At 66.8% G+C, this 19,418-nt stretch carries 19 protein-coding genes and 2 tRNA genes; 8 read left to right on the top strand and 13 right to left on the bottom strand.

Features of this window, described 5'->3' with window-relative positions:
* The 4 genes from QZ281_RS11820 to QZ281_RS11835 form a co-directional block, all read left to right on the top strand.
* Positions 1 to 972: FAD-dependent oxidoreductase (locus QZ281_RS11820; protein WP_292228594.1), on the top strand; the 972-nt coding region annotated here is incomplete at its 5' end.
* Positions 969 to 5,483: a glutamate synthase large subunit gene (gene gltB / locus QZ281_RS11825; protein ID WP_292228596.1), complete on the top strand. Its 4,515-nt coding sequence runs from the start codon at positions 969 to 971 to the stop codon at positions 5,481 to 5,483. The genes QZ281_RS11820 and gltB, both read left to right, overlap by 4 nt.
* 184 nt (positions 5,484 to 5,667) lie before the next feature.
* Positions 5,668 to 6,087, top strand: coding sequence for an Hsp20 family protein (locus tag QZ281_RS11830; RefSeq protein WP_201096374.1), 420 nt, complete (start codon positions 5,668 to 5,670; stop codon positions 6,085 to 6,087).
* A gap of 64 nt (positions 6,088 to 6,151) precedes the next feature.
* On the top strand, positions 6,152 to 6,403 hold the full coding sequence (locus QZ281_RS11835; protein ID WP_201096373.1) for a DUF1150 domain-containing protein: 252 nt from the start codon (positions 6,152 to 6,154) through the stop codon (positions 6,401 to 6,403).
* A 53-nt stretch (positions 6,404 to 6,456) separates the two neighbouring features.
* On the opposite strand, the gene QZ281_RS11840 is transcribed toward QZ281_RS11835, so the two are convergent.
* From QZ281_RS11840 to QZ281_RS11875, 8 genes are all read right to left on the bottom strand, one after another.
* Complete coding sequence (locus QZ281_RS11840; protein ID WP_292228598.1) at positions 6,457 to 6,924, bottom strand: PTS sugar transporter subunit IIA; 468 nt, start codon at positions 6,922 to 6,924, stop codon at positions 6,457 to 6,459.
* A 206-nt stretch (positions 6,925 to 7,130) separates the two neighbouring features.
* Entirely contained in the window at positions 7,131 to 7,784 is a 654-nt protein-coding gene (gene raiA, locus QZ281_RS11845; protein WP_201096371.1) for a ribosome-associated translation inhibitor RaiA, read from the bottom strand.
* A gap of 64 nt (positions 7,785 to 7,848) precedes the next feature.
* On the bottom strand, positions 7,849 to 9,354 hold the full coding sequence (gene rpoN / locus QZ281_RS11850; RefSeq protein WP_292228601.1) for an RNA polymerase factor sigma-54: 1,506 nt from the start codon (positions 9,352 to 9,354) through the stop codon (positions 7,849 to 7,851).
* Between the two features lie 212 nt (positions 9,355 to 9,566).
* Complete coding sequence (gene lptB / locus QZ281_RS11855) at positions 9,567 to 10,301, bottom strand: LPS export ABC transporter ATP-binding protein (protein ID WP_292228603.1); 735 nt, start codon at positions 10,299 to 10,301, stop codon at positions 9,567 to 9,569.
* A 72-nt stretch (positions 10,302 to 10,373) separates the two neighbouring features.
* On the bottom strand, positions 10,374 to 10,862 hold the full coding sequence (locus QZ281_RS11860; protein ID WP_292228605.1) for an LptA/OstA family protein: 489 nt from the start codon (positions 10,860 to 10,862) through the stop codon (positions 10,374 to 10,376).
* Between the two features lie 5 nt (positions 10,863 to 10,867).
* Complete coding sequence (gene lptC / locus QZ281_RS11865; RefSeq protein WP_292228606.1) at positions 10,868 to 11,527, bottom strand: LPS export ABC transporter periplasmic protein LptC; 660 nt, start codon at positions 11,525 to 11,527, stop codon at positions 10,868 to 10,870.
* A gap of 7 nt (positions 11,528 to 11,534) precedes the next feature.
* Complete coding sequence (locus tag QZ281_RS11870) at positions 11,535 to 12,149, bottom strand: ribonuclease D (protein ID WP_292228608.1); 615 nt, start codon at positions 12,147 to 12,149, stop codon at positions 11,535 to 11,537.
* Between the two features lie 124 nt (positions 12,150 to 12,273).
* A tRNA-Leu gene (locus tag QZ281_RS11875) sits at positions 12,274 to 12,360 on the bottom strand.
* Between the two features lie 203 nt (positions 12,361 to 12,563).
* Here QZ281_RS11875 and QZ281_RS11880 point away from each other — a divergent pair.
* The 4 genes from QZ281_RS11880 to QZ281_RS11895 all read left to right on the top strand — a co-directional run bounded on the left by QZ281_RS11880 (position 12,564) and on the right by QZ281_RS11895 (position 17,063).
* Positions 12,564 to 12,917 (top strand): VanZ family protein, encoded by a 354-nt coding sequence (locus QZ281_RS11880; protein ID WP_292228610.1) that lies wholly within the window; start codon positions 12,564 to 12,566, stop codon positions 12,915 to 12,917.
* Positions 12,918 to 13,061: 144 nt separating this feature from the next.
* A complete protein-coding gene (locus QZ281_RS11885; protein WP_292228612.1) occupies positions 13,062 to 13,871 on the top strand; it encodes a WecB/TagA/CpsF family glycosyltransferase in 810 nt (269 codons plus the stop codon).
* Positions 13,872 to 13,987: 116 nt separating this feature from the next.
* Positions 13,988 to 15,340, top strand: coding sequence for an FAD-dependent oxidoreductase (locus tag QZ281_RS11890; RefSeq protein WP_292228614.1), 1,353 nt, complete (start codon positions 13,988 to 13,990; stop codon positions 15,338 to 15,340).
* A gap of 103 nt (positions 15,341 to 15,443) precedes the next feature.
* On the top strand, positions 15,444 to 17,063 hold the full coding sequence (locus QZ281_RS11895) for an FMN-binding glutamate synthase family protein (RefSeq protein WP_292228616.1): 1,620 nt from the start codon (positions 15,444 to 15,446) through the stop codon (positions 17,061 to 17,063).
* Between the two features lie 37 nt (positions 17,064 to 17,100).
* Here the strand turns inward: QZ281_RS11895 and QZ281_RS11900 are convergent.
* The 5 genes from QZ281_RS11900 to QZ281_RS11920 form a co-directional block, all read right to left on the bottom strand.
* Positions 17,101 to 17,177, bottom strand: a tRNA-Arg gene (locus QZ281_RS11900).
* 318 nt (positions 17,178 to 17,495) lie between these two features.
* Complete coding sequence (locus tag QZ281_RS11905; protein WP_292228618.1) at positions 17,496 to 17,837, bottom strand: hypothetical protein; 342 nt, start codon at positions 17,835 to 17,837, stop codon at positions 17,496 to 17,498.
* Positions 17,837 to 18,379 carry a chemotaxis protein CheD gene (locus QZ281_RS11910; RefSeq protein WP_292228624.1) on the bottom strand — a complete coding sequence of 181 codons (543 nt, stop codon included), beginning with the start codon at positions 18,377 to 18,379 and terminating at the stop codon, positions 17,837 to 17,839. The genes QZ281_RS11905 and QZ281_RS11910 overlap by 1 nt, the downstream gene beginning before the upstream one ends.
* Positions 18,379 to 18,768, bottom strand: coding sequence for a response regulator (locus QZ281_RS11915; RefSeq protein ID WP_292228620.1), 390 nt, complete (start codon positions 18,766 to 18,768; stop codon positions 18,379 to 18,381). The genes QZ281_RS11910 and QZ281_RS11915 overlap by 1 nt, the downstream gene beginning before the upstream one ends.
* A gap of 17 nt (positions 18,769 to 18,785) precedes the next feature.
* The coding region (locus QZ281_RS11920) for a chemotaxis protein CheB (RefSeq protein ID WP_292228621.1) at positions 18,786 to 19,418 on the bottom strand (633 nt) is incomplete at its 5' end.

Here is a 19,418-nt window from a genome sequence, read left to right on the forward strand (position 1 = left end):
GGCATCGTCGGCGCAGGGCCTGCGGGTCTGGCCGCCGCCGACCGCCTGCGCACCGAGGGCTATCAGGTCGTCGTCTATGACCGGCATGACCGCGCGGGCGGCCTGCTGATCTATGGCATCCCCGGCTTCAAGCTGGAGAAGCACGTCGTCCAGCGCCGCGTTGACCGTCTGGTCGAGGGCGGGGTCCAGTTCGTGCTGGGCTGCGAAATCGGCAAGGACGTCACCCTGACCGAGCTGCGTGAACGTCATGACGTCGTGCTGCTGGCCATGGGCGTCTATCAACCGCGCATCCTGTCGGCGCCGGGCCGTGGCCCGGACTCGACGGTCGAGGCCCTGCAGTATCTGACCCATCAGAACCGCCGCGATCTGGGCGACGCCGAACAGGCAGGCTGGTACGAGGCCAGCGGCAAGCGCGTGGTCGTGATCGGCGGCGGCGACACCGCCATGGACTGCGTCCGCACCGCCATCCGTCAGGGCGCCGCATCGGTGACCTGCCTGTATCGCCGCGACCGCGAGAACATGCCGGGTTCCGCCCGCGAGGTTCAGAACGCCGAGGAAGAAGGCGTCGTCTTCGAATGGCTGGGCGCGCCCAAGGCCCTGCTGTCCCAAGGTGACCGCGTCACCGGGGTTCGCGCCGCGCGCATGCAGTTGACCGAGGCCGCTCCGGGCGAGCGCCGCGACATCGTGCCGGTTCCCGGCGCCGACTTCGACATTCCCGCCGACATCGTCATCGAGGCCCTGGGCTTCTCGCCCGAGCCGTTCGCGGCGCATGAGGCGGACCTCAAACTTCGCGACGACGGCACGATCAAGGTCGGCGCCGTCAGCTTCGCCACCAGCCTGCCCGGCGTCTTCGCCGCGGGCGACGCGGTGCGCGGGGCCTCTCTGGTCGTCTGGGCCGTGCGCGAGGGCCAGGACGCCGCCGCCGAGATCGATCGCTACCTTAAGACCCGCACCGAGGAGGTCGCGGCATGACCCAGTGGCTTGATAAGTACGAAGCAACCCGCGACCGGCTGGAAGCGGGCAACGCCTATGACCGCGCCTCCGAGCGCGACGCCTGCGGCGTGGGTCTGGTCTGCTCCATCGACGGCAGCCCGCGTCGTGACGTGGTCGAATATGCCATCCGCAGCCTGAAGGCCGTGGCCCACCGCGGCGCGGTCGATCCCGACGGCCTGTCGGGCGACGGCGCAGGCATCATGGCCGAACTGCCGCAGGCCTTCTTCGCCGAACAGGTGGCCTCCATCGGCCAGTCCCTGCGTCCCGGCCCGATCTGCGTGGGCCAGGTCTTCCTGCCGCGCACCGACCTGGGCGCCCAGGACCGCGCCCGCGCCATCGTCGAGACCGAGGCCCTGCGCGCCGGTTTCTGGATCTATGGCTGGCGCCAGACACCCATCGACCTGTCGGTCGTGGGGACCAAGGCGGGCGCGACCCGGCCCGAGATCGAACAGATCATGCTGGCTCCGCCGCTGGACGACGCAGGCCAGCCGCTGGACGGCGAGGCGCTGGAACGCGAACTGTATCTGTGCCGCCGCCGCATCGAAAAGACGGTCAAGGCCGAGAACCTGTCCGCCGTCTATATCTGCACCCTGTCCGCGCGCTCCATCGCCTACAAGGGCATGGTGCGGGCCGAACTGCTGGGCGACCTGTATCCCGATCTGGAAGACCCGCGCTTCGTCTCGGCCTACGCCGTCTTCCACCAGCGCTATTCGACCAACACCTTCCCGGAATGGAAGCTGGCCCAACCCTTCCGCATGATGGCCCACAACGGCGAGATCAACACGCTGAAGGGCAATCTGAACTGGATGAAGTCGCACGAGATCCGCATGGCCGCCCAGGCCTTCGGCGACCGTGACGGCGAGGTGAAGCCGGTCGTCCAGCCGGGCGGATCGGACTCCGCCGCGCTCGACAACGTCATGGAGGTGCTGGTCCACGCCGGTCGCCCCGCGCCGATGGCCAAGGCCCTGCTGATCCCGGAAGCCTGGTCCAAGGACGACGTGGTCATGCCCGAGGCGCACAGCGCCTTCTACGCCTATTGCAACGCGGTCATGGAGCCGTGGGACGGCCCCGCCGCCATCTGCGCCGCCGACGGCCGCTGGATCGTGGCGGGCAAGGACCGTAACGGCCTACGCCCCCTGCGCGCGGTCGAGACCGTCGACGGCCTGCTGATGGCGGGCTCCGAAGCCGGTCTGGTGCCGATCCCCGAAAGCCGAGTGAAGCGCCGCCTGCACATCGGCCCGGGCAAGCTGATCGCCGTCGATCTGAAGCACGGCCGCGTCTATGACGAACATGAGGCCATCGAGGCCCTGTCGTCCGCCCACCCCTATACGGAGTGGCTGGGCAATATGGTCGATCTGGAATCGATCATCGGCCCCGGCCCCGAGCCGCGCTCGGCCTCTGGCGAAGACCTGACCCGCCGTCAGATCGCCGCCGGTTACAGCCGTGAAGACCTGGACCTGCTGCTGGACGCCCTGGTGCGTGACGGCAAGGAGGCGGTCGGCTCCATGGGCGATGATGCGCCGCCTGCGGTTCTGTCGGCCCTGCCCCGCCCGTTGTCGCACTATTTCCGCCAGAACTTCAGCCAGGTCACCAACCCGCCGATCGACCCCTTGCGGGAATCCGGGGCGATGAGCCTGAAGACCCGGTTCAAGAACCTGGGCAACATCCTTGCGGTCGAAGAGGCCCAGACCGACGTCTTCGTTCTGGACAGCCCGGTCCTGACCAACGGCATGTACGAGCGGATGATCGACACGGTCGGCGCCGGTTCGACCGTGGTCATCGACTGCAGCTACGACGTTCCGTCCGACGCGGCCCGTTCGGGCGCCGGTCTGCGCGCCGCGCTGGACCGGATCATGGACGAGGCCGAGGCCGCCGCCCGCGACGGCGCTGCCCTGATCGTCCTGACCGACCAGCAGGGTTCGGCCCAGCGCCTGGCCGCGCCGATGATCCTGGCGACCGCTGGCGTGCATGGCCGCCTGACCACGGCGGGTCTGCGCTCCTACTGCTCCATCGTCGTGCGCACCGCCGAGACGCTGGACCCGCACGGGTTCGCCGTTCTGGTCGGCGTCGGCGCCACCACGGTCAACGCCTGGCTGGCGCAGGACCTGTTCCAGGAGCGTCTGGACCGGGGCCTCTATCCCGGCCTGACCCTGCGCGACGCCTGCCTGAACTATAAGGCCGGCATCGAGGCCGGCCTGCTGAAGACACTGGCCCGCAAGGGGATCAGCGTGATCTCCGCCTATCGCGGCGGCTGCGAGTTCGAGGTTCTAGGCCTGTCGCGCGCCCTGACGGCCGAGTTCTTCCCCGGCGCCCCGTCGCGCATCTCCGGCATCGGTCTGGCCGGTCTGGAGCAGGCGGCGCTGAAGCGTCACAAGGTGGCGTGGGGAGAAGCCCTGCCCTCGCCCGCCATCGGCGGCTTCTTCAAGATCCGTGCGGGCGGCGAGGCCCACGCCCACGAAGCCAAGACCATCCACCTGCTGCAGGACGCCTGCAACCGGGGTGACTACCGCCGCTTCAAGCAGTTCTCCGACGCCGTGCGCAATCAGGCGGACGTCTCCTTGCGCGACCTGCTGGACTTCCGCGAAGGCGTCGCCATCCCGGTCGATCAGGTCGAGAGCGTGTCGGACATCCGCCGCCGCTTCCTGACCCAGGCCATGTCGCTGGGCGCGCTCGGCCCCGAGGCGCACGAGACGCTGAACATCGCCATGAACCGCATCGGCGCCCGCTCGGTGTCCGGCGAGGGCGGCGAAGACCCCGAACGCTATCACCCGCGTCCCAACGGCGACGACGCCAACTCGGCGGTCAAGCAGGTAGCCTCGGGCCGGTTCGGCGTCACCGCCGAATATCTGAACCAGTGCCGTGAAATCGAGATCAAGGTGGCACAGGGCGCCAAGCCCGGTGAAGGCGGCCAGTTGCCCGGCTTCAAGGTCACCGAATTCATCGCCCGGATGCGCCATGCCGTGCCCGGCACCACCCTGATCTCTCCGCCGCCGCACCACGACATCTATTCGATCGAGGACCTGGCCCAGCTCATCTATGACCTGAAGGCCATCAACCCCGACGCCCGTGTCACGGTGAAACTGGTGTCCGCTTCGGGCATCGGCGCCATTGCGTCCGGTGTGGCCAAGGCCAATGCCGACGCCATCCTGATCGCCGGTCACAACGGCGGCACTGGCGCCTCGCCCCAGACCTCGATCAAGCACGCGGGCCTGCCGTGGGAGATCGGTCTGGCCGAGGCCCATCAGGTGCTGACGCTGAACAATCTGCGCGGCTCGGTCACCCTGCGCACCGACGGCGGGGTCCGCACGGGCCGCGATGTGGTCATCGCCGCCATGCTGGGCGCCGAGGAGTACGGCGTCGGCACCGCCGCCCTGATCGCCATGGGCTGTTTGATGGTGCGCCAGTGCCATTCGAACACCTGCCCGGTCGGCGTCTGTTCTCAGGACGACCGCCTGCGCGAGAAGTTCACCGGCACCCCGGACAAGGTGGTGAACCTGTTCACCTTCATCGCCGAGGAAACCCGCGAAATCCTGGCCTCGATCGGCGCCCGGACGATGGACGAGATCATCGGCCGCACCGACCTGCTGCGTCAGGTCCGTCGTGGCGGATCGCATCTGGACGACCTGGACCTGAACCCCCTGCTGGTTCAGGTGGACGAAGGCGCGGCGGGCAAGTGGGCCGACAAGACGACCCGCAAGCCCATCGCCGAAAGCCTGGATGCGCGTGTCCTGAAGGACGCCGTGCGCTTCCTGGATCGCGGTCAGACGCTGGAGCTGTCCTATCCGCTGAACAATACGCAACGGACCGTGGGCGCCGCCGTGTCTTCGGCCATCGTGCGTCGCTTCGGCGCCCAGGGACCAGCCGGTCGCCTGAAGCTGCGTCTGGAAGGCATCGCGGGCCAAAGCTTCGGCGCTTTCGCGGCCAAGGGTCTGGAGCTTCATCTGACGGGCGAGGCCAACGACTATGTCGGCAAGGGCCTGTCGGGCGCCGAAATCTCGGTGCGGACGACGGAGTGGCGCGAGGATCAGCTGATCTGCGGCAACACCACCCTGTACGGCGCGACCTCGGGTCGCCTGTTCGTCGCCGGTGCGGCGGGCGAGCGGTTCGCGGTGCGCAACTCGGGCGCCGAGGCCGTGGTCGAAGGTCTGGGCGCGCACGGCTGCGAATATATGACCGGCGGACGCGTGGTCGTGCTGGGCTCGGTTGGCTGGAACCTGGCGGCGGGCATGAGCGGCGGCGAGCTGTTCGTGCTGGATCAGCCAGGCTTTGCCGAGCGGGCGCTGAACGGCGATCTGGCGGGCGTGACCGACATCGATGAGGCCGCGGCCGAACGGCTGCGCGAACTGATCGAGGCCCATCTGGCGGCGACGGCGTCACCACTGGCGCGCCGTCTGCTGGGCGACTGGGCCAATACGCTGAGCCGGTTCGTGCGCATTGTTCCCCTGACCGACATCGTCGCCAAGACCGAACGGCTGAAAACCAGCGCCTGATCCAGTGTTTCCCCGCCGTCGCCTCGGCGGCGGGGATTTCATGCCCAGGGCTGCAAAGCCATCCCCGCTGCCCACAGGCCGGGGCGGTTGATCCGGGCGCAGCCTGCCCCCATCTTCATCTGTGACCGGAGGTCTTGCCGATTGCGGGAGACAGGCCGGTCGGTCGCTTTTTCCGAGGACCCAGATGACGACCCGCACCATCCTGTTCGACAGCCCCTTCCTGCTGGGCTTCGATCACACCCGCGCCCTGATCGACCGCGCCGCCAAGGCCGCGGCTGAAAGCTATCCCCCCTATAATGTTGAACAGATCGGCGACGCCGGGGTGCGCATCAGTCTGGCGGTGGCCGGATTCTCGCCCGATGAACTGGCCATCACGCTGGAAGGCCGTCAGCTGACCATCGCCGGAAAGCGTGACGACGCGGGCAAGAGCGAGCAGGCCTTCCTGCACCGGGGCATAGCGGCGCGCGGCTTTGTGCGCAGCTTTGTTCTGGCCGACGGGCTGGAGGTGCAGGGCGCGCGGGCCGAGCACGGTCTGCTGCATGTGGACCTGATCCGCCCCGAGGCCGAGCGCGCCGTGCGGCGCATTCCGATTACGGCAGGCTGAAAAATACCGACGTTCGAACCGCTCAGCGTTCTGAGCGTTCATCAGTAGTGAAGGAGGCGGTCCTATGACGCCGTTGATGATGACCAAGGAAGATTTTGCAGGATTGGGCGCCCCCGACCTGGTTTATGTGCGCGAGGTGAAGGCGTCGGACCTGATGGAGGACGCCGTCGAGATCAGAGACATGAGCTTTGATCCCGGCCAGTCCCTGTATGCCGTCCACAGCGCCGACGGCGAACGTCTGGCGGTGATGCTGGACCGCGACACCGCCTTCGCCGCCGCCGTGGCCCACGAACTGGAGCCGGTTTCGGTTCACTGAGAAGATTGGAGGGCGGCCCCGCGATGGGATTGCGCCGCCTTCCAGAGCCGCGATCAGGCCGCCGTCGCCGGGGCGTCGTCCTTGACGAACAGAGCCTTGATCGCATCGACGGTGCGCGCCTGACGCAGTTGTTCGCGCAGTTCCGACGAACGCAGCGCCCGCGACACCGCAGCCAGAGCCCGCAGGTGTTCAGCGCCGTCCTTGGGCGGGGCGAACAGGGCCAGCAGAAGATCGACCGGACGGTCATCCACCGACTCATACGCCACAGGCGTATCCAGACGCACGAAGACCGCCGTCACGCGGTCGATCTCCTTCAAACGGGCGTGCGGAACCGCCACGCCCGACCCCAGGCCGGTGGAGCCCAGGGCCTCACGTTCCAGCAGCGCCTCCAGCACGCGCCCTTCATCGACGCCCAGCGCATGGGCGGCGGCTTCGGCCACAGCATTCAGCGCCTGACGCTTTGATGAGGCGCCGCCGCGCAGCACCACGCCGTTAGGCGCGAGCAAATCTGCGATATCCATTGGAAACCCGGTTCTCAAAAATAGACTGGCGGTTGCGGGCGCCCGTTTAGAGGCTCCCGCAACAAAGTCAAACTTGAGCATGACCGTTTTTGGAGGAACCGCGTCGCGGCTCCGGCAGAAGCGTGCATCATGCTCGCGCTCAAATCTGGAGCCTGATTTACGGCCTCGGTGAAATCGCGAACGATTCCATCGAGGCCGATCAGACCCTAGGCCGTGCCTTTTGCCTGGCCGTTCAGCTTGCTGGTCCGCTCAGGATCGATCCAGCCGACATTGCCGTCGGGCCGTCGATAGACGACCGACAGACCGCCGTGAGCCGCGTTGCGGAACAGGACGACGGGATAGCCCGTCATGTCCAGCTCCAAGACCGCCCGCCCCACCGTGATGGTGCGGATTTCGTGTTCCGTCTCTGCGATGACCATGCCCACCGGCGGCGGGCCGTCGTTCTCGCTGGCGTCGCCGAAGACGTCGTCGTCCACGCTGTCGGGATCACGCAGCACGATGCTGCGTGCGACTTCGCGGGCGGCGTTTTCAGTCTTCTCGGGCGACAGACCCTTGGGCCCGATATGGTGGTCCTTGAGTCGGCGCTTGTAGCGACGAACCCGTGTCTCGAGCCGATCCAGCGCTTCGGTAAAGGCCGAGTGGGCGTCGCCGCCGAACCCGGTCGTCACCAGCGTCTGGCCAGACGCGAGACGGACCCAACAGTCCACCTTGAAGTTGTGGCCGTCCTTGGAGACCACGACCTCGGCGCCATCGCCGCCGCGGGCGAAGTATTTTCCGACCCCGTCTTCGAGTTCCTGGGAGATGCGCGAGCCTAACGCTTCGCCGACATCCACTTGCTTGCCGCTGACTTGGACTTGCATGTCGATAGAACGCGCCCGACTGGATTTGGTGTCAATCCAGATCACCGTTTTGTGGTCACGCTTGTCAGGCCGAGCGGAGCATCCGGCGGCGCTCGACGGACGACGGAATTCTCAAGGCTTCCCGATACTTGGCGACCGTTCGACGGGCGATGTCGATGCCCGTCTCCTTAAGTATTTCGACGATCCGGTCGTCGGACAAAACGTCGCCATCCAGCCCCTCGCCATCAATCATTGTTTTTATCCGGTGGCGGACCGCTTCGGCCGAGTGGGTCGAGGCGCCGTCCACCGATTGAATGGCGGCGGTGAAGAAGAATTTCAGCTCGAACACGCCGCGCGGCGTGGCGACATATTTGTTCGATGTGACACGGCTGACGGTCGATTCGTGCATGCTGATGGCGTCAGCCACGGTCTTCAGATTGAGGGGGCGCAGGAACTCGACGCCGAAGGCCAGGAAGGCGTCCTGCTGGCGAACGATCTCGGAGGCGACCTTCAGAATGGTCTTGGCCCGCTGATCCAGCGACTTGACCAGCCAGTTGGCCTGGGCGGCGCAGTCAGCGACGAAGGTCTTTTCGGTATCCGAACGCGCGCCCGCCTGAACCAGGCCGTGATAGCGTTTGTCGACCAGCAGACGCGGCAGGGTGTCGGCGTTCAGTTCCACCCGCCATCCGCCCGCCGGATCAGCACGGACATGGACGTCGGGCACGACCGTCTGGGCCGGTTCGCCGCCAAAGCCCGCGCCGGGACGCGGCGTCAGAGCCTTCAGCTCGGCGATCATCTCGGACAGGTCGTCGGCGTCGACGCCGCAGATCTTGCGCAATCCCGCCAGATCGCGTCGCGCCAGAAGGTCCAGATTGTCCAGCAGGGCCGCCATGGCCGGATCGAACCGGTTGCGGTCGATCAGTTGCAGCTTCAGGCATTCCGGCACCGAACGGGCCATGATGCCGGTCGGCTCGAACCCGTGGCAGACGGCCAGCACCGCCTCGATCCGCTCCAGCGAGACGCCCAGCCGGTCGGCGAACTCGGTCAGTTCGCCGCGCAGATAGCCGCCCTCGTCGGTGGCGTCGATCAGGGTCAGGGCGATGCCGTGGTCGGCGGGGGTGAAACCGGCGGACGAGGCCTGGGCCTGCAGATGCTCCCACAGGGACAGTTCGTGGGTGTCGGGGCGTTCAACATCGCCGCCTTCAAAGGTCTGGCCGCCCTTGCCCGCGCTGGACCAGTCGGAAAGGCCCGGCTGGGCTTCATCGGTCATGCGGTCGCTGGTGCGTTCGCCCGGCGCGGCGTCGCCGTAAACATCGTCGGACCCGGCGTCCATCGAAGCCACGGATTCATGGCCGACGCCGTCGCCGAAGGACATTTCGCCGTCCGCGGTCGCGGCCTCGACCTGTTGCGGGGCCTCGGGGCCGTCGCTTTCAGGCTCATCGCGTTGCAGCAGCGGATTGCGCTCCAGCTCGGCCTCGACGAATTCCTCCAGCTCGAGATTGGACAGTTGCAGCAGCTTGATCGCCTGCTGCAGCTGGGGCGTGATGACCAGCCCCTGCCCTTGTCTGACCTCTAACCTTTGACCGATCACTTCGTTTTTCCCACCGAACGCTGAACTGGCCCGGAACTTGCTGGGGCCAGAATGTCGCCAAACCGGTTAACGACGCACAAACGTCGACGCCTCCCCGTCAGAAACGGCGAGTTGGAGAGATTGACGGTGCTGTTGGGTCGGCTGCTTCGCGCCGCCCTTCGGGTCCGGGTCTTCGCTGCGCTGCCCCGGAATAACGAAGGCCCGCGAAGACCCTAAGCGTACATTTCGCCCAGATAGACTCGGCGGACTTCGGGGTCGTGGATGGCTTCGTCGGATGTGCCTTCGAACAGGACCGAGCCGCCGGAGATGATGGAGACGCGGTCGGTGATCTCCAGCGTCTCGCGCACATTGTGGTCGGTGATCAGGACGCCGATGCCCTGGCTGGCCAGATAACGGATGACCGAGCGGATGTCGGCGATGGCCAGGGGGTCGATGCCGGCGAAGGGTTCGTCCAGCAGGATGAAGGACGGACGGCCCGCCAGAGCCCGCGCGATCTCGACGCGGCGACGCTCGCCCCCCGACAGGGCGGTCGCGGGAGCGTGACGCAGGTGGTCGATGTGCAGTTCGTTCAGCAGGCGGTTGGTCTCGGCTGCGATCTGGCTGCGGTCATAGTTCAGTTCGACCACCGACTTGACGTTCTGCTCGACCGTCATGCCGCGGAAGATGGAGGCTTCCTGCGCCAGATAGCCCAGGCCCATGCGGCTGCGCTGGTACATGGGCTGGCCGGTGATGTCCTCGCCATCCAGCCAGATCGAACCGGCGTCCGGCGGGATCAGGCCGGTGATCATGTAGAAACAGGTGGTCTTGCCCGCGCCGTTGGGGCCAAGCAGGCCTGCGACCTCGCCCCGCTGGACGGTCAGGGAGACGTCGCGCACCACCTGACGCTGGCCGAAGCTGCGGGCGATGTTGCGCACGCGCAGGCCCTTCTCCGCCTTGGAGGGGGCCAAGACCGGTTCCGCGACCGGTTCGTCACGGTTCAGTGCGGAGAGTTCCTTGCGCGCCAAGTCTGCGAACAGCCTTTAATTGTTGCCGGGGTAGAAGACGCCCTGGATGCGGGTTCCGGCGGAACCGCGCGGGGCCCCCGCCATGGTCGCGGCGTCGGTGTTGACGTTGTAGTTCAGACGCCCGCCCGTCAGGACGTTCTGGCCCTGGGTCAGGATGACATTGCCGGTCACGACCACTTCGCCGTTGTTGATCGTATAGACGGCGCGGTCGCCGCGCATCGATTGGGTCGGGGTGACGAAATAGACGGTGCCGGTGGCCTCGACCCGGTCGGGGTCGCCCGCCGCATTGCGGAACATGGTGATGGCGTCGGCGCGCAGGCGGTTGCCCCCCTGGGTCAGTTCGGCGCGACCGCGAAGCGCGATGGTGGCCGCGGTCTGCTCGCCCGAGTCGGCGCCGAAGGCGATCGGCTGGTTCGAGGTCTGCTTGTTGACCTGGGCGTCGCCCACGGCCGGGAGGGCCAGGACGGCCAGGGCGGAGACCGCCGCCAGTGCTTTGAACTTCATCGCCATCATCCGCCTGATCCCGAGGGATTGATCGTACCGCTTATCTTGTTGTCGCCCTGCCCGTCGAACACCACGCGCTGGCCCTGATCATAGATCGCATAGGACGAAGCGTTGATGGTTCCAAGAGGCCCCGCGCCCTGAACCCCCTTGGAGCCCGTGATGACGCCGGTGTCCGTATTGACCACCGCCTCAGGCGTCGTCAGCACAAAGCCGGTGCCGCCGTCAGAGATTTTCACGTCAGGACCAAGGGTTACGGTGCGGGCCTGCTCATTATAGGCGCCGCCGCCTGCGGTCAGTTCCGTGACCTTGCGTCCGCCCAGGTTCAGTTTCAGCGCCGGGCCGATCAGACGGAACTGGCCGGTCGCAGCATCGCGGATCGCGCCTTGCGCCCCGACGGTGAAGGCGCGGCCTTGCGAATCCTGACCGTGGAACAGGGGCTTGTCGAGGCGTACCTCGTTGCTCTGGCTGGCCTTGCGCTCCACGCCCGACATGACGGTGCGGAACACGGTCCAGGTCAGGGCGCCGCCCGCCAGCACCAGAATGATGATGGGCAGAACCCGACGATACAGTTTCACCCGCCGCGAGCGCGCGCGCCAGCGTTCACCCGCCAGGGCGACGCGGGCCTCGTCGGCCTCAATCCGGGACTGATCGGCGGGTTCGGTCAAGCGCGCCTCAGCTGTGGGCGAAGATGTCGATCTCGTCCCAGCCGGCGAGATCGAGCGCCGAACGGGTCGGCAGGAAATCGAAACATTTGGCCGCCAGGTCGGCGCGGCCTTCGCGCGCCAGCATCTGGTCCAGACGGGCCTTGGCCGCGTGCAGATAGAGAACGTCGGAGGCGGCATAATCCAGTTGCGCCTGGCTCAGCTGATCCGCGCCCCAGTCGGACGACTGCTGGGCCTTGGACAGGTCCACGCCCACCATCTCGCGCACCACATCCTTCAGACCATGACGGTCCGTATAGGTGCGGGCCAGTTTGGAGGCGATCTTGGTGCAATAGACCGGGCGCGTCTCGACGCCCAGATGCAGCTGGAACATGCCGATGTCGAAGCGCCCGAAGTGGAAGATCTTGACCACCTTCGGATCGGCCAGCAGGCGCTTCAGGTTCGGGCAGTCATAGGCGGGACGGTTCAGGCGCACGACATGGGCGTCGCCGTCACCAGCGGACAGCTGGACCACGCACAGGGGGTCACGGCCGAAACGCAGGCCCATGGTCTCGGAATCGACAGCGACCTCAGGCCCCAGGTCCAGATCGTCGGGCAGATCGCCCTCATGCAGATAAACAGTCATGCTGGGCTTCTTACACGCGGCGGCGGCTGGGCGAAACGGCCTGTCGTCAAAGCGGTTGCGCGCGATGCGGCAGGCCAGAAATGAAAACGGCGCCGTGTCCGAAAACACGACGCCGTTTATAATATGGTGCCCAGAAGAGGACTCGAACCTCCACGGCCGTTAAGCCACTGGCACCTGAAGCCAGCGCGTCTACCAATTCCGCCATCTGGGCCCCGTCGGCAGCGCCTTGCGGCGTTTCCATCGGGAAGGCGCGTCATCTACGAGAGGGCTCGGGCCGGGTCAACAAGCTTTTTTCAGTTTGTGCGTTTTCTTGCGCAAGCGGAGCAAAAAGCGCGTCGGAGTGGCGCTCACGCATTGTTCCGGTTAGGTTTTTGACGATTTCCACGCCCTCCTCCCCAATCAAGGCGTCGCCAAATGATGTTCGCACTGCGTTGCGCGGCTGGTCTCGCACTGGCCGGGCTGTTCGTCGCCATGCTCGGCCCCTTTCAGGGGGCGGAGGAGAATCTGGGTCTGGACGACAAGTCAGCCCATATGATCGGCTTTTTCGTCATCACCGCATGCCTGACTCTGCTGTTCCCGAAACTGGGTCTGTGGCGCACCGCCTTTGTCGCGATCGCACTGGGCGCGGGGGTCGAGGTGGTGCAGGGCCTGACGGGGCGATCGGCCAATCTGTACGACCTTCTGGCCGACAGCATAGGTGTGGCGCTGGCCTCGCTGACCCGGCTTGTCATCGACAGGGTTCGCCCCGGGTTGGTTGACGCGGGTTAAGCCTGTTTTCTAACCCGTCCTTGAAGCCTATCGTTGCATCCTGGGCCCATGGTGGATTCACCCTTCAGCTCCCCGACGCACGAGCGTCGATCCGCGCCGCGGCCCGAGTTCCGCAAGCGTCGACGCCGGCGTGAGCGCGTGCACATGCTGGGGCAGCTGGTCGACCTGGTGAAGCCCGAGGAGGTGCTGCACCACGTCCAGACGGCGGTGGCCGAGGGCCGCAAGACCATCGTCGCCAACCACAATCTGCACAGCCTGTATCTGATCCAGAAGAACCCCGAGATGCGCGCCTTTTATGCGCAGGCCGAGATGGTCGAGGTCGACTCCACGCCGATGATCTGGTTCTCGCGGACGCTGGGCCTGCACAGCCGGGGCTTCCACCGCTGCACCTATCTGGACTGGCGCGCCCATTTCTGGAGCGTGGCCAACCGCAGGAAATGGCGCATCGCCTATGTCGGCGGCGAGCCGGGCGTCAGCGAAACGGCGGCGGAACGGCTGAACGCCGTCTATCCCCACGCCCAGATTCTTACGCGCCACGGCTTCTTCGACGCCAGCGCAGGCTCGGCGGACAACGCCGCCCTGATGGCCGACATCATGGCCTTCAACCCACAGATCCTGTTCGTAGGCATGGGAATGCCGCGCCAAGAGGCGTGGATCCTGCGCAATCTGGAGCTTCTGCCCAACTGCGTGATCTTTTCCGTCGGCGCCGCCTTCGATTACGAGGCCGGGACGCAGAAGCCCGCGCCGCGATGGATGGGCCGGGCCGGGGTCGAGTGGGCCTATCGTCTGGTGCAAGACCCCAAACGACTGTTCCGCCGCTATTGCATCGAGCCGTGGACGCTGATTCCGCTGGCGATTTCCGACATCCGCGCCGCGCGCCGCCGCAAGGCCGGACTGGCCCCGAAAGAAGCGCGCGAGTTCGGCGCCCCGCCGGTCGGCGGCTATCACCACTGACAGCCAGCAATAGAATTTCCTACTTGTCCGGTAGGCGTTTCTAACCAAGATCGAAAACCGAACCGCGCCAGATTGCGTTATGAGTGCGGGAACAGTTGGTCGAGTTGGGAGCGCCTATGCCGCAAACCGGAACGCCAGACGGGCGCCAGAACGTGGCCGTGGTCGGGGCAGGATTCAGCGGTCTGCTGACGGCGATCCACCTGTTGCGGCTGAACGCCAAAGTCCGCGTCACCCTGATCGAGCGGCGCAAGGTCTTTGGTCCCGGCACGGCCTATGACACCGGCAACCCCCACCATCTGCTGAATGTGCGCCTGGACAATATGGGCGCCTTTCCCGACCAGCCGGGGCATCTGGCGGACTGGCTGGCGGAACAGCCGTCTTGGCGGGCGCAGGACGGCTTCATCACCCGCGGGGTTTACGGCGACTATCTGCAGCATCTGCTGGATCAGGCCCTGGACGGCGCGCCGGAGCGGCTGACGCTGCTGGCGTCCGAGGCCAGGGCGCTGGATCGCGACGCCGCGGGCTGGACACTGTCGATGGAGGACGGTGAAAAGGTGCAGGCTGACGCCGTCGTTCTGGCCCTGGGCAATCTGGAGCCCGCCTCCCCGCCCGGCATCGACGAGGCGCTGAGGCGCTCGCCCCTCTATGTCGAGAACCCCTGGCGGCTGGAGGCCGAGGCGGCGGACGGCGCGCGCGACATCCTGCTGATCGGGGCGGGCCTGACCATGGTGGACGCGGCCCTGTCGCTGCGGCGCCCTGGACGGCGTTTCACCGCCCTGTCGCGGCACGGCCTCTTGCCACGCGCCCACGCCACCGTGCCGCCCGAACCCTATACCGAGGCCTTCGCAGGCGGTCCGTCCGACGTGCTGAAACAGGTGCGGACGGCGACCCAGACCCACGACTGGCGCGCCGTGTTCGACCATCTGCGCCATTCGGCCCGCCCGCTGTGGCGGTCGTGGACGGCGGATCAGCGCAAGCGGTTCCTGCGCCATCTGCGGCCCCTGTGGGACGTGCATCGCCACCGGCTGTCACCCGGATCGGCGCGTGACATTCATTCGATGCTGGCGTCCGGCGAACTGACCGTGCTGGCGGGCAAGCTGTCGGAGACGGCGCTGGACGGAACCTCAGTCGAGGCGGCGTGGCGCCCGCGCGGACGCCGCCGCGCCATCCGCGGCCGGTTCGATCTGGTGGTCAACTGCACCGGCCCGCTGGGCGTGATCCAGCAGAGCCGCGAACCCCTGATCGCCGACATTCTGAACAAGGGATACGGCCGCCCCGACCCGCTGGGCCTGGGGCTGCAGGTCGACGGGGACGGACGCCTGATCGGAGAAGACGGCCAGACCGACGGCCTCTACGCCATCGGCCCCCTGACGCGCGGCGCCTTCTGGGAGATCACCGCCGTGCCCGATCTGCGCGCCCAGGCCCTGGACCTGGCCGAGCATGTGGCGGACGCGGCGGGCGCAACCTAGCAAAGCGCCGCCGACTGGCCTCAAACCCATCCAGCCGCCATAGTCCCGGGAACATAAGGCCCGGCGGAACATTCGGGTCGCTGGCGACAGGGACCAGAGACACGTGCGGCTAAATCAGTATTCGGCTTTCGGCCTCTGCATCCTCGTTTTCATCGTCGGCGTGCTGCTGGCCCTGCATTATCCGTGGACGGGATTTGTGCCGGTGATCGCCGGGGCTCTGGTCCTGCTGGGCGTCGCCGACCTGATCCAGCCGCACCATTCGATCCGGCGCAACTATCCGGTCATCGGCCATATCCGCTGGCTGGCCGAGATGATCCGGCCTGAAATCCGGCAGTATCTGATCGAGTCCGATCAGGAGGCCGCGCCCTTCTCCCGCAACCAGCGCTCTCTGGTCTATGCCCGCGCCAAGAAGGAAGGGGCAGAACGGTCGTTCGGCACCCAGATGGACGTCTATAGCGTCGGCTATGACTTCATGGGCCATTCGATCCGGCCTGCGCCTGCCGCGGACCCGGCAAGTTTCCGCATCCTGATCGGCGGCGACCAGTGCGCCCAGCCCTATTCCGGTTCGGTGTTCAATATCTCGGCCATGAGCTTCGGCTCGCTCAGCGCCAACGCCATCCGTGCGCTGAACAAGGGCGCCGCCATGGGCGGGTTCGCCCATGACACAGGGGAAGGCGGCTACAGCCCCTATCACCGCGAAAATGGCGGCGACATCATCTGGGAGCTGGGCAGCGGCTATTTCGGCTGCCGCACCGAGACGGGCGCCTTTGATCCCGAGAAGTTCGCGGCCCAGGCGGCGAACCCGCAGATCAAGATGATCGAGATCAAGCTGAGCCAGGGGGCAAAACCCGGCCACGGCGGCATCCTGCCCGCCGAAAAGGTCAGCGCCGAGATCGCGGCGACGCGCGGCGTGCCGATGGGGCAGGACTGCGTCTCGCCCTCCAGCCATAGCGCCTTTTCGACCCCGCTGCAGATGATGGAATTCATCGCCAAACTGCGTGAACTGTCGGGCGGCAAGCCGATCGGCTTCAAACTGTGCATCGGCCAGCCGTGGGAGTTCATGGGCATCGTCAAGGCCATGCTGGCGACGGGCGTGCGCCCCGACTTCATCGTCGTGGACGGCGCAGAGGGCGGCACAGGCGCGGCGCCGGTTGAGTTCACCGACCATCTGGGCACGCCGATGCGCGAAGGCCTGCTGTTCGTGCACAACACCCTGGTCGGCGCCGGTCTGCGCGACCAGATCCGCATCGGCGCGGCGGGCAAGATCACCAGCGCCTTCGACATCGCCAGCGTCCTGGCCATCGGCGCCGACTGGGCCAATGCGGCGCGCGGCTTCATGTTCGCCCTTGGCTGCGTCCAGTCGCTGAGCTGCGGCACCAACCGCTGTCCCACAGGGGTGGCGACCCAGGACCCTCTGCGTCAGCGCGCCCTGGTCGTGCCGGACAAGGCCGAACGGGTGCACCAGTTCCATCGCACGACGCTGAAGGCCCTGTCGGAAATGTTGGCGGCGGCGGGCATCCACCACCCCAGCGACCTGCGCCCGCACCATCTGGCGCGCCGCATCAGTCAGACCGAGATCAAACTGTTCTCACAGCTTCACGTCTTCCTGCGCCCCGGCGAACTGCTGACCGGCGAAGAAGGCCGCAGCTTCTATTCCGAAAGCTGGCGCCTAGCCCGCGCCGACCGCTTCGACCTGGACGAACCCGCCGCAACGCGGGTCTAGGAAACGCGGAGCGTCGCGACTTGCTCCAACAGGTGGATGGCGACCCCGGCAGGACTCCAACCTGCGACCTCGGCTTTAGGAAAGCCTTGCTCTATGCAGCTGAGCTACGGGGCCATGGGGATTGCACTAGCGGTTCAGGGCGCGGGGGGGAAGATGTCGGCGGGCACTTCGTGCAAATCCCCTGACAAGCGCGACGGCAGGGTGACGGCGGCGCGGCCTCTTGTGGTTAATCCACGTTAAGATACAATATCTTGCAGTGAACAAATCACGAATAGAGCGGTGTCAGCGATTCGGTCCTGATTCGTTTCACCCCTGTTCCGCATGAACGGCCAAGCTGTTAACCGACGGCGAGCGGCCTGATCCGGGCGCGTGATTGGGCGGAGCCGAGGCGCAATATCGCCCGGCTGACGACTGGCTGCAGCAGCGATACGGCTAGAACAGTTCGACGTCGTCGCTGGCGGCGGCGTTGTCGTGGGTCACCCCGACGACGGCGCCGAGGCGCACAGACAGATCAGCAAGGGTTACGGCGCCCAATGCCTGATCCGGCGCGTCACCCTGGCCGAGACGGCGCAGGACGCCGGACAGGGCCTCGATCTCCTGAGCCAGAACATCCAGGGCCTGAGCCTGGGTCAGGGCCGTCGAACGGTCTTCAGGCGCGGTCTGGCGGATCAGGTCGCTGACCATGACCTCGACCCCGTCGATCCGTCTGCGCGCCTGCAAGAGCGCGTCGGCGACGGCGCACAGCAGGGCGGCGTGATCGGCAGGCTGGCCCATCAGAACAACTCCAGCGCGCCTGCGTCCACGAACGGACGGGCGCGTACGGGGATGTCCAGCGCCTGGGTGTCGGTGACGCCGCGCTGGCGGGCGCGGCCTGTGACGGGCCAGTAGTGCAGCCGCCGTCCGCCCTCGCCGCGCAGGCTGCCGCCGACAACCTGAATGCCCTCATCACGCAGGAAGCGTTCGGCGAAGTCGGCGTTGGCGCGGCCCACGTCGCGCAACCCATCGAACATGCGCCCGCCGCCGAACAGCTTGGCCTCCAGACGCTCGCGCCGACCGCCCGCCTTCAGCACGTCATTGATCAGAAGCTCCATCGCATAGGCGCCGTACCGGCGGCCCGCGTCTGTGCCCGCGCCATCGCCTTCTGGCAGCAGGAAATGGTTCATGCCGCCGACGCCGACCACCGGATCGCGCAGACACATGGCGACGCACGAGCCCAGGATGGTGCTGAGCACGACCTCGGGATCAGACGTGACGAAATGCTCGCCCTGGCCGACGTGAATGCGCTTTTCCGCGCCGTCATTCCGGGCGGCGTCGATCATGTCAGGGGGCCGAACACCGCTTCCAGCTTGGCCTTGAGCTGGGCCACGGTGAAGGGCTTCACCAGATAGTTGTTCACGCCGTACTTCACCGCCTGCTGCACCAGTTCGCGGTCGGCGCGGCCCGTCAGCATGATGAAGGCGGTCTTGGCGGTTGGCGGGTGGACCCGCACGGCGCGCAGCAGGCCCAGGCCGTCCAGGTTCGGCATGTTGTAGTCAGAGATGATCAGGTGGGCGGGCCGGGTGATGACCTCGCGCAGGGCGATTTCGCCGTCGGCGGCCTCACGGATTTCACGCACGCCGATCTGCTGCAGGCTGGTGCGGACCAGCGAGCGCATGGTCATCTGATCATCGACGACCAGGCAGTGGATATTGGCGGCGGCGGGCATGGATACGCTCCCGGAGGTCAAACAGTGGATCGCGCGGCGGGGGCGGCGCAGAGGTCGAGAATGGCGGGGGACAGGCGGTGCAGCGGCAGTTGCCGCTCGACAGCGCCCAACTCGTAGGCGGCCCTGGGCATGCCATAGACGACGCAGGTCGCCTCATCCTGGCCCAGCGTGCGGGCGCCGGCCTGACGCATGGCCATCAGGCCCCGCGCGCCGTCCTTGCCCATGCCGGTCAGGATCACGCCCGTCATCGGGCGCTTCAGCCGGGCGACGGATTCGAACATGACATCGACCGACGGGCGGTGGCCGTTGACCGGATCACTGGCCACCAGACGGCAGCGCGGCGCAGGGCCGGACGACAGCTCCAGATGAGCCACGCCGCCGGGCGCCAGATAGATATGACCGGGTTTCAGCAGGTCGCCTTCCCTCGCCTCGGTGACCGTAGGCGCGCAGATGCGATCCAGACGGGCGGCGAAACTGGCGGTGAAGCTGGCGGGCATATGCTGGGTGATGACCGTCGCCGGACAATCGGCGGGGAAACCGGACAGAACCGTGACCAACGCCTCCACCCCGCCGGTCGAGGCGCCGATGGCCAGCACATGCGATGGGTCCACGACATAGCCGCGCGGGGCGTCGGCGGCGGCGGGCGTATC

Source organism: Brevundimonas sp., assembly GCF_018608325.1.
GTDB lineage: Bacteria > Pseudomonadota > Alphaproteobacteria > Caulobacterales > Caulobacteraceae > Brevundimonas.

Excerpts from the sequence above, each read along its gene's own strand:
- gltB (WP_292228596.1), top strand. The coding sequence starts at position 969 with ATGACCCAGTGGCTTGATAAGTACGAAGCAACCCGCGACCGGCTGGAA.
- QZ281_RS11830 (WP_201096374.1), top strand. The coding sequence starts at position 5,668 with ATGACGACCCGCACCATCCTGTTCGACAGCCCCTTCCTGCTGGGCTTC.
- QZ281_RS11835 (WP_201096373.1), top strand. The coding sequence starts at position 6,152 with ATGACGCCGTTGATGATGACCAAGGAAGATTTTGCAGGATTGGGCGCC.
- QZ281_RS11840 (WP_292228598.1), bottom strand. The coding sequence starts at position 6,924 with ATGGATATCGCAGATTTGCTCGCGCCTAACGGCGTGGTGCTGCGCGGC.
- raiA (WP_201096371.1), bottom strand. The coding sequence starts at position 7,784 with ATGCAAGTCCAAGTCAGCGGCAAGCAAGTGGATGTCGGCGAAGCGTTA.
- QZ281_RS11860 (WP_292228605.1), bottom strand. The coding sequence starts at position 10,862 with ATGAAGTTCAAAGCACTGGCGGCGGTCTCCGCCCTGGCCGTCCTGGCC.
- QZ281_RS11870 (WP_292228608.1), bottom strand. The coding sequence starts at position 12,149 with ATGACTGTTTATCTGCATGAGGGCGATCTGCCCGACGATCTGGACCTG.
- QZ281_RS11880 (WP_292228610.1), top strand. The coding sequence starts at position 12,564 with ATGATGTTCGCACTGCGTTGCGCGGCTGGTCTCGCACTGGCCGGGCTG.
- QZ281_RS11885 (WP_292228612.1), top strand. The coding sequence starts at position 13,062 with ATGCTGGGGCAGCTGGTCGACCTGGTGAAGCCCGAGGAGGTGCTGCAC.
- QZ281_RS11890 (WP_292228614.1), top strand. The coding sequence starts at position 13,988 with ATGCCGCAAACCGGAACGCCAGACGGGCGCCAGAACGTGGCCGTGGTC.
- QZ281_RS11905 (WP_292228618.1), bottom strand. The coding sequence starts at position 17,837 with ATGGGCCAGCCTGCCGATCACGCCGCCCTGCTGTGCGCCGTCGCCGAC.
- QZ281_RS11915 (WP_292228620.1), bottom strand. The coding sequence starts at position 18,768 with ATGCCCGCCGCCGCCAATATCCACTGCCTGGTCGTCGATGATCAGATG.